Source organism: Chryseotalea sp. WA131a (genome assembly GCA_025370075.1).
Lineage (GTDB): Bacteria > Bacteroidota > Bacteroidia > Cytophagales > Cyclobacteriaceae > ELB16-189.
Map to the genome: position 1 here is coordinate 1,219,197 of CP073016.1, position 16,884 is coordinate 1,236,080.

At 41.2% G+C, this 16,884-nt stretch carries 21 protein-coding genes and 1 other RNA gene; 11 read left to right on the top strand and 11 right to left on the bottom strand.

Translation table 11 applies throughout. The features are described 5' to 3' along the window. Positions 1–114: 114 nt before the first annotated feature. Positions 115–291, bottom strand: coding sequence for a 30S ribosomal protein THX (locus KA713_05435; GenBank protein UXE68030.1), 177 nt, complete (start codon positions 289–291; stop codon positions 115–117). Between the two features lie 108 nt (positions 292–399). Here KA713_05435 and KA713_05440 point away from each other — a divergent pair, with 108 nt between their 5' ends. From KA713_05440 to KA713_05460, 5 genes are all read left to right on the top strand, one after another. After that, positions 400–867 carry a hypothetical protein gene (locus KA713_05440; protein UXE68031.1) on the top strand — a complete coding sequence of 156 codons (468 nt, stop codon included), beginning with the start codon at positions 400–402 and terminating at the stop codon, positions 865–867. Next, positions 867–1,103, top strand: a complete 237-nt coding sequence (locus KA713_05445) for a hypothetical protein (protein UXE68032.1) — start codon at positions 867–869, stop codon at positions 1,101–1,103. The genes KA713_05440 and KA713_05445 overlap by 1 nt, the downstream gene beginning before the upstream one ends. A gap of 14 nt (positions 1,104–1,117) precedes the next feature. Next, an RNA gene (ffs, locus tag KA713_05450) (signal recognition particle sRNA small type) lies at positions 1,118–1,215 on the top strand. A gap of 479 nt (positions 1,216–1,694) precedes the next feature. After that, positions 1,695–2,024, top strand: a complete 330-nt coding sequence (locus KA713_05455; GenBank protein ID UXE68033.1) for a transposase — start codon at positions 1,695–1,697, stop codon at positions 2,022–2,024. Between the two features lie 41 nt (positions 2,025–2,065). Further along, positions 2,066–2,947 carry an IS3 family transposase gene (locus KA713_05460; GenBank protein ID UXE68034.1) on the top strand — a complete coding sequence of 294 codons (882 nt, stop codon included), beginning with the start codon at positions 2,066–2,068 and terminating at the stop codon, positions 2,945–2,947. Positions 2,948–3,248: 301 nt separating this feature from the next. Here KA713_05460 and tnpA read toward each other — a convergent pair whose 3' ends face one another. After that, on the bottom strand, positions 3,249–3,710 hold the full coding sequence (tnpA, locus tag KA713_05465; protein UXE68035.1) for an IS200/IS605 family transposase: 462 nt from the start codon (positions 3,708–3,710) through the stop codon (positions 3,249–3,251). A gap of 202 nt (positions 3,711–3,912) precedes the next feature. Beyond that, positions 3,913–4,899: a class 1 fructose-bisphosphatase gene (gene fbp / locus KA713_05470; protein ID UXE68036.1), complete on the bottom strand. Its 987-nt coding sequence runs from the start codon at positions 4,897–4,899 to the stop codon at positions 3,913–3,915. Between the two features lie 60 nt (positions 4,900–4,959). Between fbp and KA713_05475 the strand changes: the two genes are divergently transcribed. Next, the gene (locus KA713_05475; protein ID UXE68037.1) at positions 4,960–6,201 is read left to right on the top strand and encodes an aspartate kinase; all 1,242 of its coding nucleotides are present in this window, start codon (positions 4,960–4,962) and stop codon (positions 6,199–6,201) included. 189 nt (positions 6,202–6,390) lie between these two features. Further along, complete coding sequence (locus KA713_05480; protein UXE68038.1) at positions 6,391–7,164, top strand: enoyl-CoA hydratase/isomerase family protein; 774 nt, start codon at positions 6,391–6,393, stop codon at positions 7,162–7,164. A gap of 181 nt (positions 7,165–7,345) precedes the next feature. Here KA713_05480 and KA713_05485 read toward each other — a convergent pair whose 3' ends face one another. The 4 genes from KA713_05485 to KA713_05500 form a co-directional block, all read right to left on the bottom strand. After that, on the bottom strand, positions 7,346–7,804 hold the full coding sequence (locus KA713_05485; protein ID UXE68039.1) for a hypothetical protein: 459 nt from the start codon (positions 7,802–7,804) through the stop codon (positions 7,346–7,348). A gap of 123 nt (positions 7,805–7,927) precedes the next feature. Next, a complete protein-coding gene (locus KA713_05490) occupies positions 7,928–8,413 on the bottom strand; it encodes a hypothetical protein (protein UXE68040.1) in 486 nt (161 codons plus the stop codon). Then, the gene (locus tag KA713_05495; protein UXE68041.1) at positions 8,410–9,231 is read right to left on the bottom strand and encodes a hypothetical protein; all 822 of its coding nucleotides are present in this window, start codon (positions 9,229–9,231) and stop codon (positions 8,410–8,412) included. Before KA713_05495 ends, KA713_05490 begins: the two co-directional genes overlap by 4 nt. 5 nt (positions 9,232–9,236) lie before the next feature. Then, positions 9,237–9,512: a hypothetical protein gene (locus tag KA713_05500; GenBank protein ID UXE68042.1), complete on the bottom strand. Its 276-nt coding sequence runs from the start codon at positions 9,510–9,512 to the stop codon at positions 9,237–9,239. Positions 9,513–9,705: 193 nt separating this feature from the next. On the opposite strand from KA713_05500, the gene KA713_05505 reads away from it, so the two are divergent. After that, entirely contained in the window at positions 9,706–10,941 is a 1,236-nt protein-coding gene (locus KA713_05505; protein UXE68043.1) for a 3-deoxy-D-manno-octulosonic acid transferase, read from the top strand. 1 nt (position 10,942) lies between these two features. Then, positions 10,943–11,854, top strand: coding sequence for a ribosome small subunit-dependent GTPase A (gene rsgA, locus KA713_05510; GenBank protein ID UXE68044.1), 912 nt, complete (start codon positions 10,943–10,945; stop codon positions 11,852–11,854). Here rsgA and KA713_05515 read toward each other — a convergent pair. Genes KA713_05515 through KA713_05530 form a run of 4 tightly spaced genes read right to left on the bottom strand, consistent with a single transcriptional unit; the run spans position 11,815 to position 14,632 of the window. Continuing rightward, positions 11,815–12,681 (bottom strand): glycosyltransferase, encoded by an 867-nt coding sequence (locus KA713_05515; protein ID UXE68045.1) that lies wholly within the window; start codon positions 12,679–12,681, stop codon positions 11,815–11,817. The genes rsgA and KA713_05515 overlap by 40 nt on opposite strands. Continuing rightward, positions 12,678–13,598 carry a GNAT family N-acetyltransferase gene (locus KA713_05520; protein UXE68046.1) on the bottom strand — a complete coding sequence of 307 codons (921 nt, stop codon included), beginning with the start codon at positions 13,596–13,598 and terminating at the stop codon, positions 12,678–12,680. The genes KA713_05515 and KA713_05520 overlap by 4 nt, the downstream gene beginning before the upstream one ends. 2 nt (positions 13,599–13,600) lie before the next feature. Then, positions 13,601–14,080 carry a DUF962 domain-containing protein gene (locus KA713_05525; GenBank protein UXE68047.1) on the bottom strand — a complete coding sequence of 160 codons (480 nt, stop codon included), beginning with the start codon at positions 14,078–14,080 and terminating at the stop codon, positions 13,601–13,603. A 42-nt stretch (positions 14,081–14,122) separates the two neighbouring features. Continuing rightward, positions 14,123–14,632 carry a DUF4442 domain-containing protein gene (locus tag KA713_05530; GenBank protein ID UXE69042.1) on the bottom strand — a complete coding sequence of 170 codons (510 nt, stop codon included), beginning with the start codon at positions 14,630–14,632 and terminating at the stop codon, positions 14,123–14,125. Between the two features lie 201 nt (positions 14,633–14,833). Here KA713_05530 and nhaC point away from each other — a divergent pair, with 201 nt between their 5' ends. Next, positions 14,834–16,273, top strand: a complete 1,440-nt coding sequence (gene nhaC, locus KA713_05535) for a Na+/H+ antiporter NhaC (GenBank protein ID UXE68048.1) — start codon at positions 14,834–14,836, stop codon at positions 16,271–16,273. Then, entirely contained in the window at positions 16,257–16,856 is a 600-nt protein-coding gene (locus tag KA713_05540; protein ID UXE68049.1) for a 3'-5' exonuclease domain-containing protein 2, read from the top strand. Before nhaC ends, KA713_05540 begins: the two co-directional genes overlap by 17 nt. Positions 16,857–16,884: the final 28 nt, after the last annotated feature.

Genomic DNA, 16,884 nt, shown 5'->3' on the forward strand with positions numbered 1-16,884 from the left:
CCGAGGGTATCGGAGCGGGCTTTTATTAGTTTTTATTTTACTTATAAAGCAGCATGGCACCCACCCTGTTCAGGTTGCTGCCACCACCAAATCATAGTAAAGTTAAATTTCATTTTATGCGGTTGCCTTCTTTGCCACTTTTTTCACTTTCTCTTTTCCTTCTGTAGCCACTACTTTTTTCTTAGAGGCTGATCGCTTCAGTCTTTCCTTAATTTGCTTCTTTCTGCGAGAGTTGCCGTAGCTACCGATTGATATCTTTCCTTTTTTTGATTTTTTGTCCCCTTTACCCATAAATAATGATTATGCCGCAATAATAGGCACTCTTTTCAAAATAAAAAAAGTAATGCAAACAAAATCTCGATTAATCGGTTAATTTTAAAAGAGATTAAATCATGATTTATGGCCAAAGCTACCGTTGAAGTCATTGCCGCGCTGCGAAATACCGCAAAGAAGTTAGAACAAAACAACCAATACCAATGGGGGCATATGGGCTTGTGCAACTGTGGATTTTTGGCACAAGAGGTTACGAATTTAAGCAAAGTGGAAATCCACACACGTGCCATGCAAGGACATGGAGATTGGACCGAGCAACTGAACGACTACTGCCCTACCAGCGGGCTGGCGATGGATAATCTTATCTCGGAATTGATCCGGTTTGGGTTTGATGCAGATGACTTAATGCATTTGGAAAAATTGTCGGACGGCAAAGTGCTTTCTCAATTGCCATTGGAGAAAAGAAACCTCCGATACAATTCCAAAAAAGATGCCATTGCTTATCTGAGTGCGTGGGCAAATCTGCTGGAAGAGGAATTGATTGGAAACATCAGCCTTTCAGATCTGCATGCAAAAAAGTTGGCTGTATTATAATGGCCAAATCCAACAACATCATTCACCAATATTTTAAAAAAGAATTAGGCGGAAACAAGATATTGGTGAAAATCAATCCGATCTATTTTACGGGCACAGAGATTACCGTTACCCCTGATGGCTCCGAAATGCGTGAGCTAGAGTTTGATTCCCAACTATTTGACGATCTGAAGCACGATGGTTTTGCAGAGGTAAACGCCATCGAATTTAATCTTTATTTGGCGGGCTTACTTTGAGTGTTATCTTTGCAGCGGCAAACTGGCACGACCAGCTCCTGCTGAACTCCCCCAGGATCGGAAGGTAGCAAGGGTAGGCGGTTGTAGCGGTGCGATGTTAGTTTGCCATTTTTATTTTCTGATCGGGTCGGGTTGAATCAGAAACCTGCAAGCAAGATTTAAAGCTCATCTGATTATCCCTTATCTAAGAGTTGCTACTTAGCTCTGTTATTTAGAAATCAATCCCGCTAGGGATTTAAGGTTTGTAAAATGGTTATGGTTATGGTTAGCGAACCCGTCCCGCTAGGGACGGAATGTTTATTCCAACGTTATTATGGCTATTCAAAAAAGCTAAAACCAATGAGGTTCAATTATTTCATTTTAGTCTTAACATATATCAATCCCGCTAGGGATTTAAGGTTTGTAAAATGGTTATGGTTAGCGAACCCGTCCCGCTAGGGACGGAATGTTTATTCCAACGTTATTATGGCTATTCAAAAAAGCTAAAACCAATGAGGTTCAATTATTTCATTTTAGTCCTAACATATATCAATCCCGCTAGGGATTTGATGTGTCTTGTCCTGAAATAGGTTGACACTAAAGTCAACCCAAATGAATCACATACAATTAAAAGAAAGTATTATTGCGGAGTATTTATCCACTGGGTTAAGTTTTCGCAAATTGGGCTCCAAATACGGGGTGAATTTTCGTAACGTTCACCGCTGGGTAATGCAATACCAAGGCCGCATGAATAAATCAGCAATTAACAAACGTACAAAGGCCATCGCAGATTTAGCCAAAGAAGCTCTACCCACAGATGTAAAACAGCTTCAATCGGAACTGCGTAAGGCCCGGCTGCTTAATGAAGTTCTCACTGAAGTAATTAACATTGCTGAAGAGGAACTTGGCTTGCCGATCCGAAAAAAGTCTGGCACCAAGTAGTTTTAAGAATTGTTCAAAGAACGCCTTCCCAATCTATAGGGATGCTTTGTTCATTACTTGGTTATAGTCGACAGGCGTATTACCAGCAAATTAAAGTTCAAGCACGGGAAGCCTTGCAAGAGGATTTACTGGTGCAAGAAGTGGTGCGCATCCGCAAAACACAAAAACGGATTGGCACTCGAAAGTTATTGATCATGATGAATGTTTTTATGCACAACCATGCGATCAGCATAGGCCGTGATGCCTTCTTTGAGATATTGCGTAACCAAGGGTTATTGGTTAGAAAAAGAAAACGCTCCAAGCCCCAAACAACGTTTTCCAATCACTGGCTGCGAAAGTACCAGAACCTCATTATTGGTTTTGTTCCCAATGCACCTAACCAACTGTGGGTAAGCGATATAACCTATATCCATTTAGAAAAAGGCTTTGCCTATCTGAGTTTGGTTACAGATGCCTACAGCCACAAGATTATTGGGTTTTATCTCTGCGAAGATCTTTCTGCTAAAGGATGTGTGCTGGCATTAAAAATGGCATTGAAGGGTAACCCCTCCCATGATAACCTTATCCATCATTCTGATAGAGGGCTACAATATTGTAGTCATGATTATGTGTCATTATTGGAAGAAAACCATATTCAAATTTCGATGACACAAAACGGTGACCCTCTTGAAAATGCAATGGCCGAAAGAGTGAATGGAATTCTTAAAGATGAATTGTTGGAGATTTGTTATCCAACTTTTGCTCAGGCACAGGTAGCGATCGCGTCTGCCATTAGTATCTACAATTTCCAGCGGCCACATTCCAGTGTGGATATGCTCACTCCTGTTGTAGCGCATACTAAATCAGGAGAGCTGAAGAAGCATTGGAAGAATTACTATGTGATTAACAAAAGAAAGGAGGCTGTTGTATGTGAAAATGCCTAACGGCAGGTTTTGAAAGGCATAAACCAGAACGCGTATTGCAAGGTAAAATCCGCCCATTGACTGTAAAGCCATGGGCGGATTAATACGCTATCTGACCAGGGTTATTCCTGATGGGTTGCTCCTCAGCATTGCCCACGTCCGCTTCACCTGGTTCAACAAATGTAAACGGTTTGCAGGATTAAACTTTAAGTGTAAACTTGAGGCAGAATTAATCATTAAAAACTGTCAACTTTTTTTAGGACGAGGCAATGTTTGTAGAATGGTTATGGTTAGCGAACCCGTCCCGCTAGGGACGGAATGTTTATTCGGCTGGTTTTAGGATAAATCGTTCGTCAAAAGCCACCTCGAATTTCTCCAATAATTGTTTGTATTCTTCAATAAAAGATGTCTTAGCGTGATGCCTTTTTTGATTCATTATATAATTGTAAACGCTGTCTATTTGGCTATGCCCATAAGAAAAAGCACCATACCCTTCTTGCCATTGAAATTTGCCTTTGATAAAACCTCTCTTATTGATCCATTCTGATGATTCCCCTTTCACCACGCGCATTAAATCAGACATGGATTGTGTGGGATGTAAACCGACAAACATATGTAAGTGGTCTGGCATTCCGTTGATGGCTATCATCTTATGTTTGGTGTTCTTGACAATACCAGTGATGTATTTGAAAAGCTCTTCTTCCCAAGACGCCTGGATTAAACTGATGCGATTTTGAACTGCAAAAACAAATTGGATGTGAACTTGCGTATAGGTATTGGCCATTTCTTTCCAGGTTTCCGATAAAACATTCCGTCCCTATAGGACGGCTTCTTCAACGTTCGTTTTTCTACAAAGATAAAGTCCCTCACGTGACTAACCACAGAAAGAGTTTAACAGCGAAGCGAGTTCTACTTTTGAATAATCCTGTTCTTTACGATTGCGAATCGATTCAGGAGGGTTAAACCTTAGGCCTTTACGTGAGAATTTAACCAAGCCCAATTGCCTTCTCCACCATTTTTTTAGATCCTACATAAAACGGGGTGCGTTCGTGCAAATCTTTTGGTTTTATTTCCATCACCCTTCCTTTACCGTCTGATGCCATGCCGCCAGCTTGCTCGGCAATAAACGAAAGCGCATTGCACTCATACATCAATCGCAACTTGCCTTTTGGGTCTTTTGCCGTAGCCGGATAAATGTAAATACCGCCCTTCAACATATTGCGATGGAAATCCGCCACCAGCGAACCGATATAACGAGCCGTATAATTGTTGTCTTTGCAATATTGAATGTACTCTTTTACGGGTGGTGAAAATGAATTGGCAGAGCCTTCGTTGATCGAATAGATTTTTCCGTTCTCTGGCATGGTCATATCGGGGTGCGATAAAACATATTCGCCTAACGTAGGCTCATAGGTAAAACCATTTACCCCGTGGCCAGTAGTATAAACCAACATCGTGGAAGAACCGTACAAAATATAGCCAGCCGCCACTTGCTCTTCGCCTGTTTGTAAAATGTCACTTTCATTGATGGGCTCACCTTCTTTGCTCTTTCGTCTGTAAATCGAAAAAATAGTGCCGATGCTCACATTCACATCAATGTTGGAGGAACCATCCAGCGGATCAATGGCAATCACATACTTGCCTTCGTTGGTTAGATCCACAAACGATTCGGTCTCTTCGCTGATCAATGCGCAAGCCTCCCCTCCTTTAGTAAGTGCGCGGGTAAATCGTATGTTCGCCAACACATCCAATTTTTGTTGTTGCTCGCCACCTGTGTTTTGGCTGCCCATCGCACCCATAATATCGATCAAACCAGCTTTGTTGATCTCGCGGTTCACCACTTTGCTGGCCAACGCAATGTCGCGCAGCAACTGCGAAAGTTCACCGCTGGCATATTGAAATTGATCTTGATTGTTTTTGATAAATCGATCGAGTGCGGTACCGATGGGCAAGGCAATGCGAGAAGCTTCCATGTGTTTTGCTAAATTTGGCCACAAATATATATTGCAAACGTTTGAAATAAAGTAAAATCGATGGATATCTTTAAGTTTGGAGGTGCTGCCCTTCAACAACCTGACCGCCTTCGTCAAGTAGCCTACATCATTCAACAACAAGCTCAGGGGCAAGCAGGTCAAAAATTGGTGGTAGTGGTTTCGGCCATGGGTAAAACAACCAATGCGTTGGAAGAAGTGGTCGCATTGGCCTTGGCAAAAAAAAACTTTGCATCTGAGTTGGAGAAAATAAAAAGCTACCATTTTCAACAGGCAGATGCCTTGCAACTTGAAAAAGTAAAACCTGAATTGGAAACTATTTTTCGCGATATAGAATCCACGGCTGCACAATTGGGCGAATACGATTTTATTTACGACCAAGTCGTTTCGCAAGGCGAAATAGTATCATCGATTATTGTTGCCCATTATTTAAAATCGCAGGGGATTGATGTGTGTTGGGAAGACGCCCGGACATTAATCAAAACAGACAATGCTTACCGCGAAGCAAAAATAAATTGGCGCGAAACAGAAAATAGAGTCAATCGATTACACAGCCAATCGATTACCCTTACACAAGGTTTCATTGGCTCAACCGACCAAAATTTTACTACTACGCTGGGGCGCGATGGGTCGGATTTTACGGCTGGCATTTTTGGCTATTGCCTGAACGCCAAATCAGTTACCATTTGGAAAGATGTGCCTGGTGTAATGAGTGCCGACCCTAAGCGAAGAAAAAATGCAATTGTTTTTGAAGAGCTTCCGTACAAGGAGGCGGCCGAGATGACCTACTTTGGTGCATCGGTCATCCACCCCAAAACCATTAAGCCTTTGGCCAACAAAGGCATTTCACTGTATGTAAAAAGTTTTATTGACCCTGGTTTACCTGGAACGAAAATCCATGAATGCCGTGTAGATAAATTGCCACCATTGATTGTGTACAAAGAAAATCAATGTTTGATTTCGTGCAAGGTTACCGACTACACGTTTGTTGACGAACCGCAATTGGCCATCATTTTCAAATCCATTAGCGACCATAACGTGCGCATCAACCTGATGCAAAACTCTGCCATTTCGTTTTCGTTCTGTGTGGATTATCGCGAAAGCAAGATCATGAAATTGATTGACGATTTAAGTCAACAGTTTGAGGTGTATTTCAATACCCACCTCACCTTGATCACCATCAAAAATTATGACACTAAAACGGCTGCCGAGTTTAGCGGACTAAAGGGTGTAATCTTAGAACAATCGTCACGATCTACTTTACAGGTTTTGTTGAAAAACTAGAATCCTATACTTAATATAACTTTACGCAAGCAGTTGCTTAGTAGCTCGTAGGATATAAAAGCGCAAAAATTAACGATAAACTCTTCACGGGAACATCCGCCATCAAAATTCTTTCTACATCGAACTGCGAAACGACAATCACAATACCCAAATTCTTTTTCTTAGATTTGAATTTTTAAAATAGACCCAATGGAATTAATAAAAGTAACGGAACAACGAGAGCCCTTTGTAGCAGTGGTAGAACTCAACCGCCCCAAAGAACTGAACGCCCTTAACCATCAGTTGATGCAAGAGTTGCTTACCGCCCTTCAGCAACTGGACAAAAACGAAAATGTGCGCGTCATCATCCTCACCGGAAATGAAAAAGCTTTTGCAGCCGGTGCCGACATTAAACAAATGGCCGACAAAACGGCTATGGAAATGTTGATGATTGATTCCTTCAGCACGTGGGACCAAATCAGAAAAACAAAAAAACCGATCATCGCAGCGGTAAGTGGTTTTGCGTTGGGTGGTGGCTGCGAACTGGCCATGATGTGCGACATCATCATCGCCTCTGAAACAGCCAAGTTTGGCCAACCCGAAATAAAAATCGGTACCATACCCGGTGCGGGCGGCACGCAGCGGCTAACCAAAGCATTGGGCAAAGCAAAATCGATGGAGCTTATTTTGAGCGGTCGCTTCCTCTCTGCCGAAGAAGCTGTTTTCTATGGCTTGGCCATTAAAGTAGTACCTGTTGAAATGTATTTGCACGAAGCAATTACACTCGCCAAAGAAATTGCTCAGATGAGCCCCGTGGCTGTGCAGTTAGCGAAGGAAGCCATCAACCGTTCGTTTGAAACCCAACTGGATGAAGGCCTCGCATTCGAGCGGAAAAACTTCTACCTCACTTTTGCCAGCGAAGACCAGAAAGAAGGGATGAAGGCATTTGTGGAAAAGCGCAAACCCGAGTATAAAGGAAAATAACTAACTAGGGTCGCTGACCAACGTGCGCCCAATATAAATAATGTTACAGCTAGCTAAAGCAAGTTGTTGGTCAGCGACCAACAACAATCCATAAATAAATTTTAGACCAACGACAACTGGGGGCTCATCTTGCCCGCTTCCGCCAAAGTCCCCGAGGCGGGAGACTCTGCGGAGAAGAAAGTCATTTAGTAACTCTCCTATTTATTTCCGAAATCAAGGACTCCTTATCAGCTTTACTTAATCTCCTCGTGCTAAAACTTTGAGTTTCATCATTCTTCATCACAAAGACAATAAAATCATCATAGTTGCCAGTCTGTTCATAAGCCTTTCTTATGCTAGATATTTTAATTTCCTTTTTATAGGAAACTCTCCAACTGTTAGAAATAACTAAATAGGAATCAGTCAAAGCAAAAGCATTCATTGTATTTTTAAAACCAAAGTATAGTACTCCGTTTAAAAGAATCAAGTATGCAAAAGGTTTAAAATCTAATAACAAATCAGATTCAATTAAATAATATAGAAAGGCAATATTCCCAACAAAAAAGGATAGACTTACTATAAAATCACTTGGTTTATATTCTAATGCTTTCACTTTTTCTTTGAACTCTTTGTTGCATTTTCTAAATTTTCCAATGTTCACGTTGGTCGCTGACCAACGTGCGCACAATATAAACAAACATTACAGCTAGCTAAAGCAAGTTGTTGTTTAGCGACCAACAACAACTCAAAAATAAATTTTAGACCAACAACAACTGGGGGAAGGTCACTTACAAAATCTCTCCATTTCATTTTTAATAAGCTCGATATCAGTATCACTAAATAACGTACTATCATTCCAATAATTATTCTGAATAAATAATGTACTATCAAATATTATTTTCTTGTTGAGAAATAAGCACGAACTTAGATAGGTTTTATTAACCTTTATCGCGTTATACATCATTGCCATTTTTTGTCTGTCTGTATACTTATGATTCAAATCCACGCCTAGATCAAAAAAACCAAAACAAAAATTTGTAGAAGTAGCAAACGAAGTCACCTTATCAGCAAAAGATCTAAAACTTTGCTCTTCCAAATGAAAAACCCATTGCTTTAAATATAGGGAATCGTTGTTTTGCCAAGCTCTATCCAATTCGTTAACATCGAACACAAATTCTTGTCTCTTGACATGTAACCCATCGCCACAAACAGGAGGCTCTCTCTTACAACTTAAACAACTAAGGCAAAATAATATAACTAACCTTCTCATTTCTTTTTGGGTTTATCTTGCTGCTTTTTCGGTGAATTAGATTTCGAGCTCGATTTATCAAATTGACTAACCAGAGTCCCCGAGGCGGGCGACTCTGCGGAGACGGAAACTGCCGAACTGACATCAAAATACTTCACAAAAGCCTTAAAATCCTTAATGCGCTCGCTATCGGGCGACAGTCTATCCCTTATAAAATCTTGATAGACATCTAAAATTTCGGCATACCTGGGATTTTTGGTAAGCTTTGCAAGAACTATCCCTGTGGTCATTTGCCATGGTACATGAGGATAGTAAGTGAGCAGCCTCATTGGTTCCCCTTTCCTTACCCAGCTATTTGTAATGAAATCAGCCTTTTGGATTGTATTTGTCTTTTCAATAAAGCTTAAAGCACCATTTCGGAAAAATTTTTTCATTAGTATTGACAACGCCCTATCTATACTCTTTTCATTTGGTTCCAACTCTATCTGCAGGCAATCATTGTCATTGAAAAAACCATCTTTATTCTTAGGGTTTAACGCAATACCCAACCTAGATGACATCGCTAAGTAATCTTTAAAATACTTGGATTCCCATGACACCACTTTCTTCGCAAGTTCAGTTACCTCATCATAACTTGCAATGATATCTGACTCCAAGGCAATGTTTTTTTCATAGTGCAAAAATCTAACGCCAAAAATATGATGCACCTTGTCTCCATTCAAAATGAAATCAGCATTATGCTCCTTGTCCAAATCAATTCTGTTTACTTCAAAGTTGTGTAAAATCAATTCTTTGCTAAGTCGATCTACTAGAGTTTTTTCAATAAGCTTATGCTTCATGGCCACTATTTGATTTTTTCAAAGAACTGAGAAATTTTTCTGCCCGCAGGATTTAGTTTGACTTTGCTGAAGTTATGTTCAACCTTTTTCTTATCAATTTTCACCCCCTCGCCAATTCTCTTTCCAATATCCTTTCCCTTCAATGTAACCTCTTCGCCCGCATTATAGCGTTTTTGGTTTTCTGTCGGCCTACCAGTATTTGTTTTCGCCTCAATTGTCTCTATGACTTCCCAATGTTCACGTTGGTCGCTGACCAACGTGCGCACAATATAAACAAACATTGCAGCTAGCTAAACCATGTTGTTGGTCAGTGACCAACAATAACAACCCAAAATACGAGAGTTTTGTTTACGCTTTGTGTTATTGCTGCAGAAGTTGCCACGAAACAGATTAAAAAGCTAAAAGTATTTTCTTCAATAGAATGATGTGTTCACGCAATAAGATATGTAAATTTGAACAGTAAATTAAGCTAGTTTGATCTTCTATACACTTGGCATCCGTCTTTTGGCCATCCTTTATCGATTGGCCGTTCCGTTTAATCTGAAAGCCAAGCAGTTTGTAAGAGGCAGAAAGAATCTTTTTGAAAAATTAAGTGCCCGGTTCACAGGCAACTCCTACAAAATTATTTGGGTGCACTGCGCCTCGTTGGGCGAATTTGAACAAGGCCGGCCCATCATTGAACTCATCAAAAAACAACGGACGGATATTAAAATATTCCTTACTTTTTTTTCTCCTTCTGGATATGAAATTCGTAAAAATTACGAGGGGGCAGATTTCATTTATTATTTACCTTGGGATACCCGCAAGAATGCTGAAAAATTTATTGCCATCACCAAGCCTTCGCTCGCCATTTTTGTGAAATATGAATTCTGGTACAATTATTCAAACGAGTTAAAAAAGAAAAACATTCCGTTGGTATCTGCTTCCTGCATTTTACGGCCCAATCAAGTTTTCTTTAAACCGTATGGCGGTCTTTTCAGAAAAATACTCAAGAACTTTACTGCCTATTACGTTCAAAATTTAGAGACAAAAAAACTGTTGGCTTCTATCGGGATACCGAGCACCATTGCAGGCGATACACGGTTTGATCGTGTGCTGCAGATTATTGCCAACGCAAAAGAAGTGCCCCTCGCCAAAGCTTTTAAAAACGAGTCGCAACTTTGGGTAATTGGCAGTTGCTGGCCAGAAGATTTGGAAGTGTTGTCTTCTTTTATTCACGACCATTCGTATCATTTAAAATTTATCATTGCCCCGCATGAAATCAACGAAAAGTTCATAGTGGAAATTGAACGTTCGTTGCAAGTAAAAACCATTCGTTTTTCCAAAGCCAGTTTTGATAATGTGGCCGATGCTTCTGTCATGATTATCGACAATATCGGCATGCTCTCAACGCTTTATCGGTATGGGGAAGTAGCCTTTGTTGGTGGGGCTTTTGGCGATGGGCTGCACAATATATTGGAGGCTGCATGCTATGGGGTGCCCATTTTCTTTGGCGACAAGAATTACGAAAAGTTTCAAGAAGCGCACGACCTGATTATGCGTGGCGGGGCATTTGAAGTAAGCGGCTATTCAGACTTAAAGTCTAAGTATGAATTGCTGAACAATAAGCCAGAAAATTATCTGCTGGCGTGCGAGGTAACAAAATCATATGTTGAGGAGAACCGTGGCGCCACCATAAAAATTGTGGACTATTGTTTAAAGCTTGTGTAACATGACAGGCATCGTTCTCAAATCTACAGGATCGTGGTACGAAGTGTTGGTAGGAACTACACTCATGCAAGCAAGAGTACGGGGCAAGTTGCGCTTGGATGACATCAAAGAAACTAACCCGGTTGCAGTAGGGGATTGGGTAACGATAGAAGCAGAAGGCACCAATGGCGTAATATCCGAAATACAGCCACGTAAAAACCAAATGCTTCGCCAATCGGTAAAAAAAACGGGGCACTCACATGTATTGGCTGCCAATGTTGATCAAGTGTTGTTGATGGCAACCCTTAAGCAGCCCCGCACTTCATTGGGTTTCATCGATCGCTTTTTGGTATCAGCCGAATCTTTCCGCATTCCGCAAGTGCTGTTGTTCAATAAGAAAGACTTGTTGAATGAGGCATCATTGGAAGATCAAAATATCCTTATCCAATTATACAGTTCATTAAATGTTATTACCCATAGTTTACAAGCCGTTTCCGATGATTTGACTTTTGTTCATCAATTGCTAGCCGACAAGGTAACACTCATTGCGGGTCACTCTGGCGTGGGTAAGTCTACCTTATTGAACCGGTTGTCCTCTACCATCCAACAATCCACAGGAAAAATTTCTTCCTTCTCCAATAAAGGCACGCATACCACCACCTTTGCCGAAATGTTTCCGTTAAACGAGTCCACTTTTATAATCGATACTCCCGGCATAAAAGAATGGGGATTGGTTGACATGGCACCTCAGGAAATCTCAGACTATTTTGTTGAAATGCGAGAATTGCGTTTGCAATGCAAGTATGGATCGAAGTGTTTGCACCTGCAAGAACCCAAGTGTGCCGTCATGGCAGCCGTTGAAAATGGGGAAATAGCCGTGAGCCGCTACGAAAGTTACGTAAGCATGGTGCTGGGAGAAGATAATCGGAAGTAAAGCTTCAAGAATTTCAAAGCCAAGTGAAGTTCAAATAATCGAACAGAAGTTCTACATTCATACAACAGACGTTTTTTTAAAGCATTCTGTTCTTCAATTGTTTTGTTGAGAAGGGCAATTTTTTTGCATACTTGGTAGGTTGACCACCGTTGCGGGCTATTGCGAACAAATTGTGTAGCTGACATAGACGAAGCCAAGATCCTTTTCTTGACCAACGGTAGTGGCGTGTAGAAATAATTGAACTCACGTGATGATCGGATCAAAAAATCGAAATCCTCAAAAGCTAACGTTTCGTCATATCCGCCAATTTTAACAAGCACTGATCTTCGAAACATGAGTGTAGGCGGGCAAATAAAATAACGATCAATTAAGTTCTTGTAAATATTCCCTTCCGGGATATTGGCGTGCGGGTGCTTTTGTGAGTGAACCGAAATCTCCTTGCCAAACTCATTGATGATAAAAGCATCCGAAAAATTTACCTCGTATGATTCACCTTTTTTTAAAAACTCCCGAACACCTACCTCTACCCGAGTGGGCATTAGGATGTCATCGGCTGATAAGTCGATAACAAATTCGCCTTTGGCCAATGCAGCTACTTCATTCAATGAGCTACAATAACCCATGTTAGACATATGATTTATAAAATGAACATCGGGCCGATTGGATAGTTGTTTTCCTATTTCCTTCACGCTACCATCTGTGCTACCGTCATCCAACACAATTACCTGAATGTTTGTGTAGGTTTGGTTAAAAACAGAATGCAACGCCTGCGCTACAAATTTTTTATGATTATAGCACAAACAAAAAATGGTAACAAGTGGGTTCACAAAACTTTTAAGTAACTTCTTTTTACCGTGGTAATGGCACCGATACTTTTTTTGAAATGCAAGAGCGGTCGATTAATGGAATTATTTAACATGGCAGTTCCAAGGTCAACCCATTGATACCCTTGTTTCTTTGCAACACCATACAATTGATCTAATAAAAATGGAATGGGACTAAGCTTATCAAACTTTCTCAGATGGCCATAATAAAATGTGTACAAAACCGAATTGTTGACTTTGATCACAATGGCCGCGGCCGTCATCTCATCTTGGTGAGAAACGGAATACAATAAAAGATTTTGCGGTAACCCTTTACTGAATTTTAGCATATCCGAGTAGTTCATGGACAAAGCTTGGCCCCGCTCCTGCCGGCACAGGGACAAAAAATTATACACTTCTTTTAATTTTTGGAGCGGCTCCGCTTTAAACCCCAACTGAAAAGCACTTTTTCGTAAACGATTTCTTTTGGCGGGTACCATTTTACTCAACAACGAATTCTGATCTATCTGAACTAAACTTGCCACTTCTTCTTCATATTGAAATCCTGCTTGCGTCAATACTTGATGAAGATTGTTATTGGGTTTCGGCTCAAGTAGTTGAGGAGCGTTCTTTATCCGCACCTCCGTTACTTTTTTGTTCTTTAAATCGTCTAAAATAAACCGCAGGAAAGAAGTTAACTGCGCTGAGCTTACTTGCTTTTTAATTTCAAAGCCAGAAAAGGGAGCGCGGAAGGGGCTGCTGGCTACTTTCAACTTTAGATTGAAATAAACTTCCGCTACAACTGATTTGCCTGCTGCTGCGGTGTAGTGCCACCAACCACTTTTCGATTGAGTGACCAAATGAATTGGGTTATTGTAAATGAAATGAGATGATTGAAAAGAGAAATCAACTACACGGGCACATTTAAAGATAAGCTCCACACCTAATACGGTATCCCTAATTTTTTATAAATAAAATGCATTAGCCAGGCGGGTCCGATCATCAAAAATTGAACATCTTTTAAGAAGGATGGCTTCTTGCCTTCCACTTTATGTCCATAAAACTGACCAATCCATGCGATCACAAATATCCCAAGGCTCACCGCCCACAGAGGGGCAACATTCGCCATCACAATTTGGCGCATGACAAACAGACAAAGCGAACCAAAGAACAACATGCCAATGGCTAATGGAATAGAAAGAGTGATATAATAAATTAACGCAACGGCCAGCATAACGGCAGCCCAATTGGCATACATCGCACCTTCACCGAATAGCGATTGTAAAAATCCAGCCGGGATCGAACCAATCAAACCCACTACGCTAAAGAAAATCAACGGCACGCAAATCCAATGGATCAATTTGTTGGTGGCATTTTGATGGCTTTCGCCATATTCTGATAGGAGCGAATCAATTTTTCTCATAAGAATGATTTTTGATAAAATTACGTGAAACTAAACCCGTTGTCAAGTTTTGGTTTTTACCTTCGTCCAGTCTTTGAACTGCCAAAAAATAGTGCCCGTAGTTAAGTGGTTTCCTTTCTCATCATGAATTTTTACTTCGCATGGCACCACCACCGCATCTTGCGTGGCCAATGGTTTGATCACTTTTTCTTCGAGCCACTGGGAGGTGATAGCAAATTCTGCCGTGGCATCCATCTTGCCTTGGTAATGATAGTCCATTTCCAATCGCTGCATGATGATGCGGTACTTTTTGATATCCAAAATACTGAGCAACAAAAATCCGGTAGTAAACTCTGATATCGTGGCCAACCCACATGCGTGCAAACCGCGGATGTGATTAAAATTACTTTTTTGATACGGTATTAACGTCTTCAAACGATAATCTTCTAATTCCACAATTCTAAAACCATGAGGCTTGTTAAAAGGGATCATACGGGTCAGCGACCAGTTCAAAACCTTTAAATAAAAAGAAGAATGCTTTGCTTTTTGGAGTAGTTGGGCGGCTTCAAACATGGGCATAATTTTTTAACTAGAAAGTTTAAAGATAAGGTTTTAGATTCAATCCATGAGCATGGGGGTAGGCGACATAACGGAGTAATCCTAAACACCAATTCTAAATGCCCAGCACCTAATGCCAATGATTCAATCCCCCAATACCGAAAAAACCAATCTCTAAATAATTTTATTACCTTGCCTCGCTATTAAAATTCTTTCATGCCCGATAAGAAAAGACCTTCGCTGATTCAAGCATTCATACCCATTGTTTCATTAGTAATTCTATTGGCTATCAACGTACTTGTTTTTGGTGCTGGGGCAACCGATGGCCCAAACCAAATAGCTTTGATATTGGCTTCCGGGGTGGCGGGTTTAATTTCTTGGCGACTTGGCTACAGTTGGGAAAATATTGAAGGGAGTGTAGTCAAAAGCATTAGCTCGGCCATGGGAGCGATGTTGATTTTATTGGTGATCGGCTCTTTGTCGGGAACGTGGCTTATCAGTGGCATTGTGCCCGCCATGATATATTTCGGATTAAAAATTCTGAACCCCACCATTTTCCTTTTTGCTGCTTGTATTGTGTGTTGCATCGTTTCGCTTGCCACCGGCAGTTCATGGTCTACCATTGCCACGGTGGGCATTGCCTTACTGGGCATCGGAAAAACGTTGGGCATTCACGATGGTGTCATCGCTGGGGCCCTTATATCAGGTGCTTATTTTGGTGATAAGATGTCGCCTTTGTCGGATACTACCAATCTGGCGCCTGCCATGGCTGGCACGGATTTATTCACACACATTCGCTACATGGTGTTTACCACTGCACCCACCTTAGTGATTACGCTCATCATATTTTTTATTTGGGGATTTACATTAGATACACATGGGCAAGCTAATACGGATGTATTGTTGGCTATTGATAAAGCTTTTGATTTGAATCCGATTTTATTTGTCGTGCCTGCATTAGTATTGGTAATGATTATGCGCAAAGTGCCTGCCATACCAGCCTTGCTAGTAGGTGCACTTTTAGGTGGCGTTTGTGCGATTATTTTTCAACCGCAGATTGTTGCTCAAATTTCAGGTATTGCAGATGACCCCACTAAATCCGCGTTTGTTGCCGTGATGAAATCGATGGCCAACGCGATCAATATCAAAACAGATAACGCCATGATCACCGAGCTGCTTTCTTCCGGTGGAATGGCCGGGATGTTGAACACGATCTGGTTAATTTTAGGTGCCATGATTTTTGGTGGCGTGATGGAATCCAGTGGATTACTGCTCCGCATCGTAGAAGAAATTATCAAATGGGCACACTCTACCGGTTCGCTGGTTTTATCAACCACTGTCACCAGTATCTTTTTCAATTTGACAGCCGGAGATCAATACATGGCCATTGCCATCCCTGGAAGAATGTTTGCTGACACGTACAAAAAACAAGGTTACAAGCCTGAGTTGTTGAGCAGAACATTGGAAGACGCGGGAACAGTTACTTCCGTATTGGTTCCGTGGAATACCTGTGGTGCTACCCAATCAAAAGTGTTGGGCATTTCTACCTGGACGTATGCGCCCTATTGTTTCTTCTGTATTATCAGTCCGTGCATGACGGTGCTTCAAGCTTATCTCAATTTCAAGATCCGTAGGTTGAATGACAAGGCATCCTGAAAAGATAACGATTACTAATGAAGAGATAAACGTTCTTCCCCTCGGAGCATTTGAAGGTGAGGTAGTGGTTATTTCAGATGCTTCGGCAACCGAAATGGCATTTGACGAAATCAATCGCCATCGTGTGGTTGGTTTTGATACAGAGACCAAGCCTGTGTTTGTGCGCGGCCATTCTAACAAAGTGGCACTCATGCAAATTGCCATCCCCAAAAAAGTCTTTTTGTTACGGTTGAACAAAACAGGCATCACCCCGAGCATACAACGGTTTTTAGAAAATGAAAAAATTGGCAAGGCAGGTGTTGCTTTGCGCGATGATATAAAGGGGTTGCAAAAATTAAAACACTATGCACCTGCTGGATTTATTGAATTGGCCGAGATGAGTAAAAACGCAGGATTGGAAGTGGAGAGCGTGAAAAAATTGGCTGCCCTCCTATTGGGCATTCGCATATCCAAGGGCGCACAAACCAGCAACTGGGAGGCTGGTCACCTAAACGAAAAACAAATCAGCTATGCCGCCACCGATGCATGGGTTTGTTTGGAGGTTTATAGCCATTTGAAAAACAAAGGTTTTACATTGGTATAAGTTACCACTGGGGCAACCATAAAGTTGC

Excerpts from the sequence above, each read along its gene's own strand:
- KA713_05480 (UXE68038.1), top strand. The coding sequence starts at position 6,391 with ATGGAATTAATAAAAGTAACGGAACAACGAGAGCCCTTTGTAGCAGTG.
- KA713_05440 (UXE68031.1), top strand. The coding sequence starts at position 400 with ATGGCCAAAGCTACCGTTGAAGTCATTGCCGCGCTGCGAAATACCGCA.
- rsgA (UXE68044.1), top strand. The coding sequence starts at position 10,943 with ATGACAGGCATCGTTCTCAAATCTACAGGATCGTGGTACGAAGTGTTG.
- tnpA (UXE68035.1), bottom strand. The coding sequence starts at position 3,710 with ATGGCCAATACCTATACGCAAGTTCACATCCAATTTGTTTTTGCAGTT.
- KA713_05490 (UXE68040.1), bottom strand. The coding sequence starts at position 8,413 with ATGAGAAGGTTAGTTATATTATTTTGCCTTAGTTGTTTAAGTTGTAAG.
- KA713_05455 (UXE68033.1), top strand. The coding sequence starts at position 1,695 with ATGAATCACATACAATTAAAAGAAAGTATTATTGCGGAGTATTTATCC.
- KA713_05460 (UXE68034.1), top strand. The coding sequence starts at position 2,066 with ATGCTTTGTTCATTACTTGGTTATAGTCGACAGGCGTATTACCAGCAA.
- fbp (UXE68036.1), bottom strand. The coding sequence starts at position 4,899 with ATGGAAGCTTCTCGCATTGCCTTGCCCATCGGTACCGCACTCGATCGA.
- KA713_05530 (UXE69042.1), bottom strand. The coding sequence starts at position 14,632 with ATGTTTGAAGCCGCCCAACTACTCCAAAAAGCAAAGCATTCTTCTTTT.
- KA713_05540 (UXE68049.1), top strand. The coding sequence starts at position 16,257 with ATGACAAGGCATCCTGAAAAGATAACGATTACTAATGAAGAGATAAAC.
- KA713_05495 (UXE68041.1), bottom strand. The coding sequence starts at position 9,231 with ATGAAGCATAAGCTTATTGAAAAAACTCTAGTAGATCGACTTAGCAAA.
- KA713_05525 (UXE68047.1), bottom strand. The coding sequence starts at position 14,080 with ATGAGAAAAATTGATTCGCTCCTATCAGAATATGGCGAAAGCCATCAA.
- KA713_05445 (UXE68032.1), top strand. The coding sequence starts at position 867 with ATGGCCAAATCCAACAACATCATTCACCAATATTTTAAAAAAGAATTA.
- nhaC (UXE68048.1), top strand. The coding sequence starts at position 14,834 with ATGCCCGATAAGAAAAGACCTTCGCTGATTCAAGCATTCATACCCATT.
- KA713_05475 (UXE68037.1), top strand. The coding sequence starts at position 4,960 with ATGGATATCTTTAAGTTTGGAGGTGCTGCCCTTCAACAACCTGACCGC.
- KA713_05500 (UXE68042.1), bottom strand. The coding sequence starts at position 9,512 with ATGTTTGTTTATATTGTGCGCACGTTGGTCAGCGACCAACGTGAACAT.
- KA713_05435 (UXE68030.1), bottom strand. The coding sequence starts at position 291 with ATGGGTAAAGGGGACAAAAAATCAAAAAAAGGAAAGATATCAATCGGT.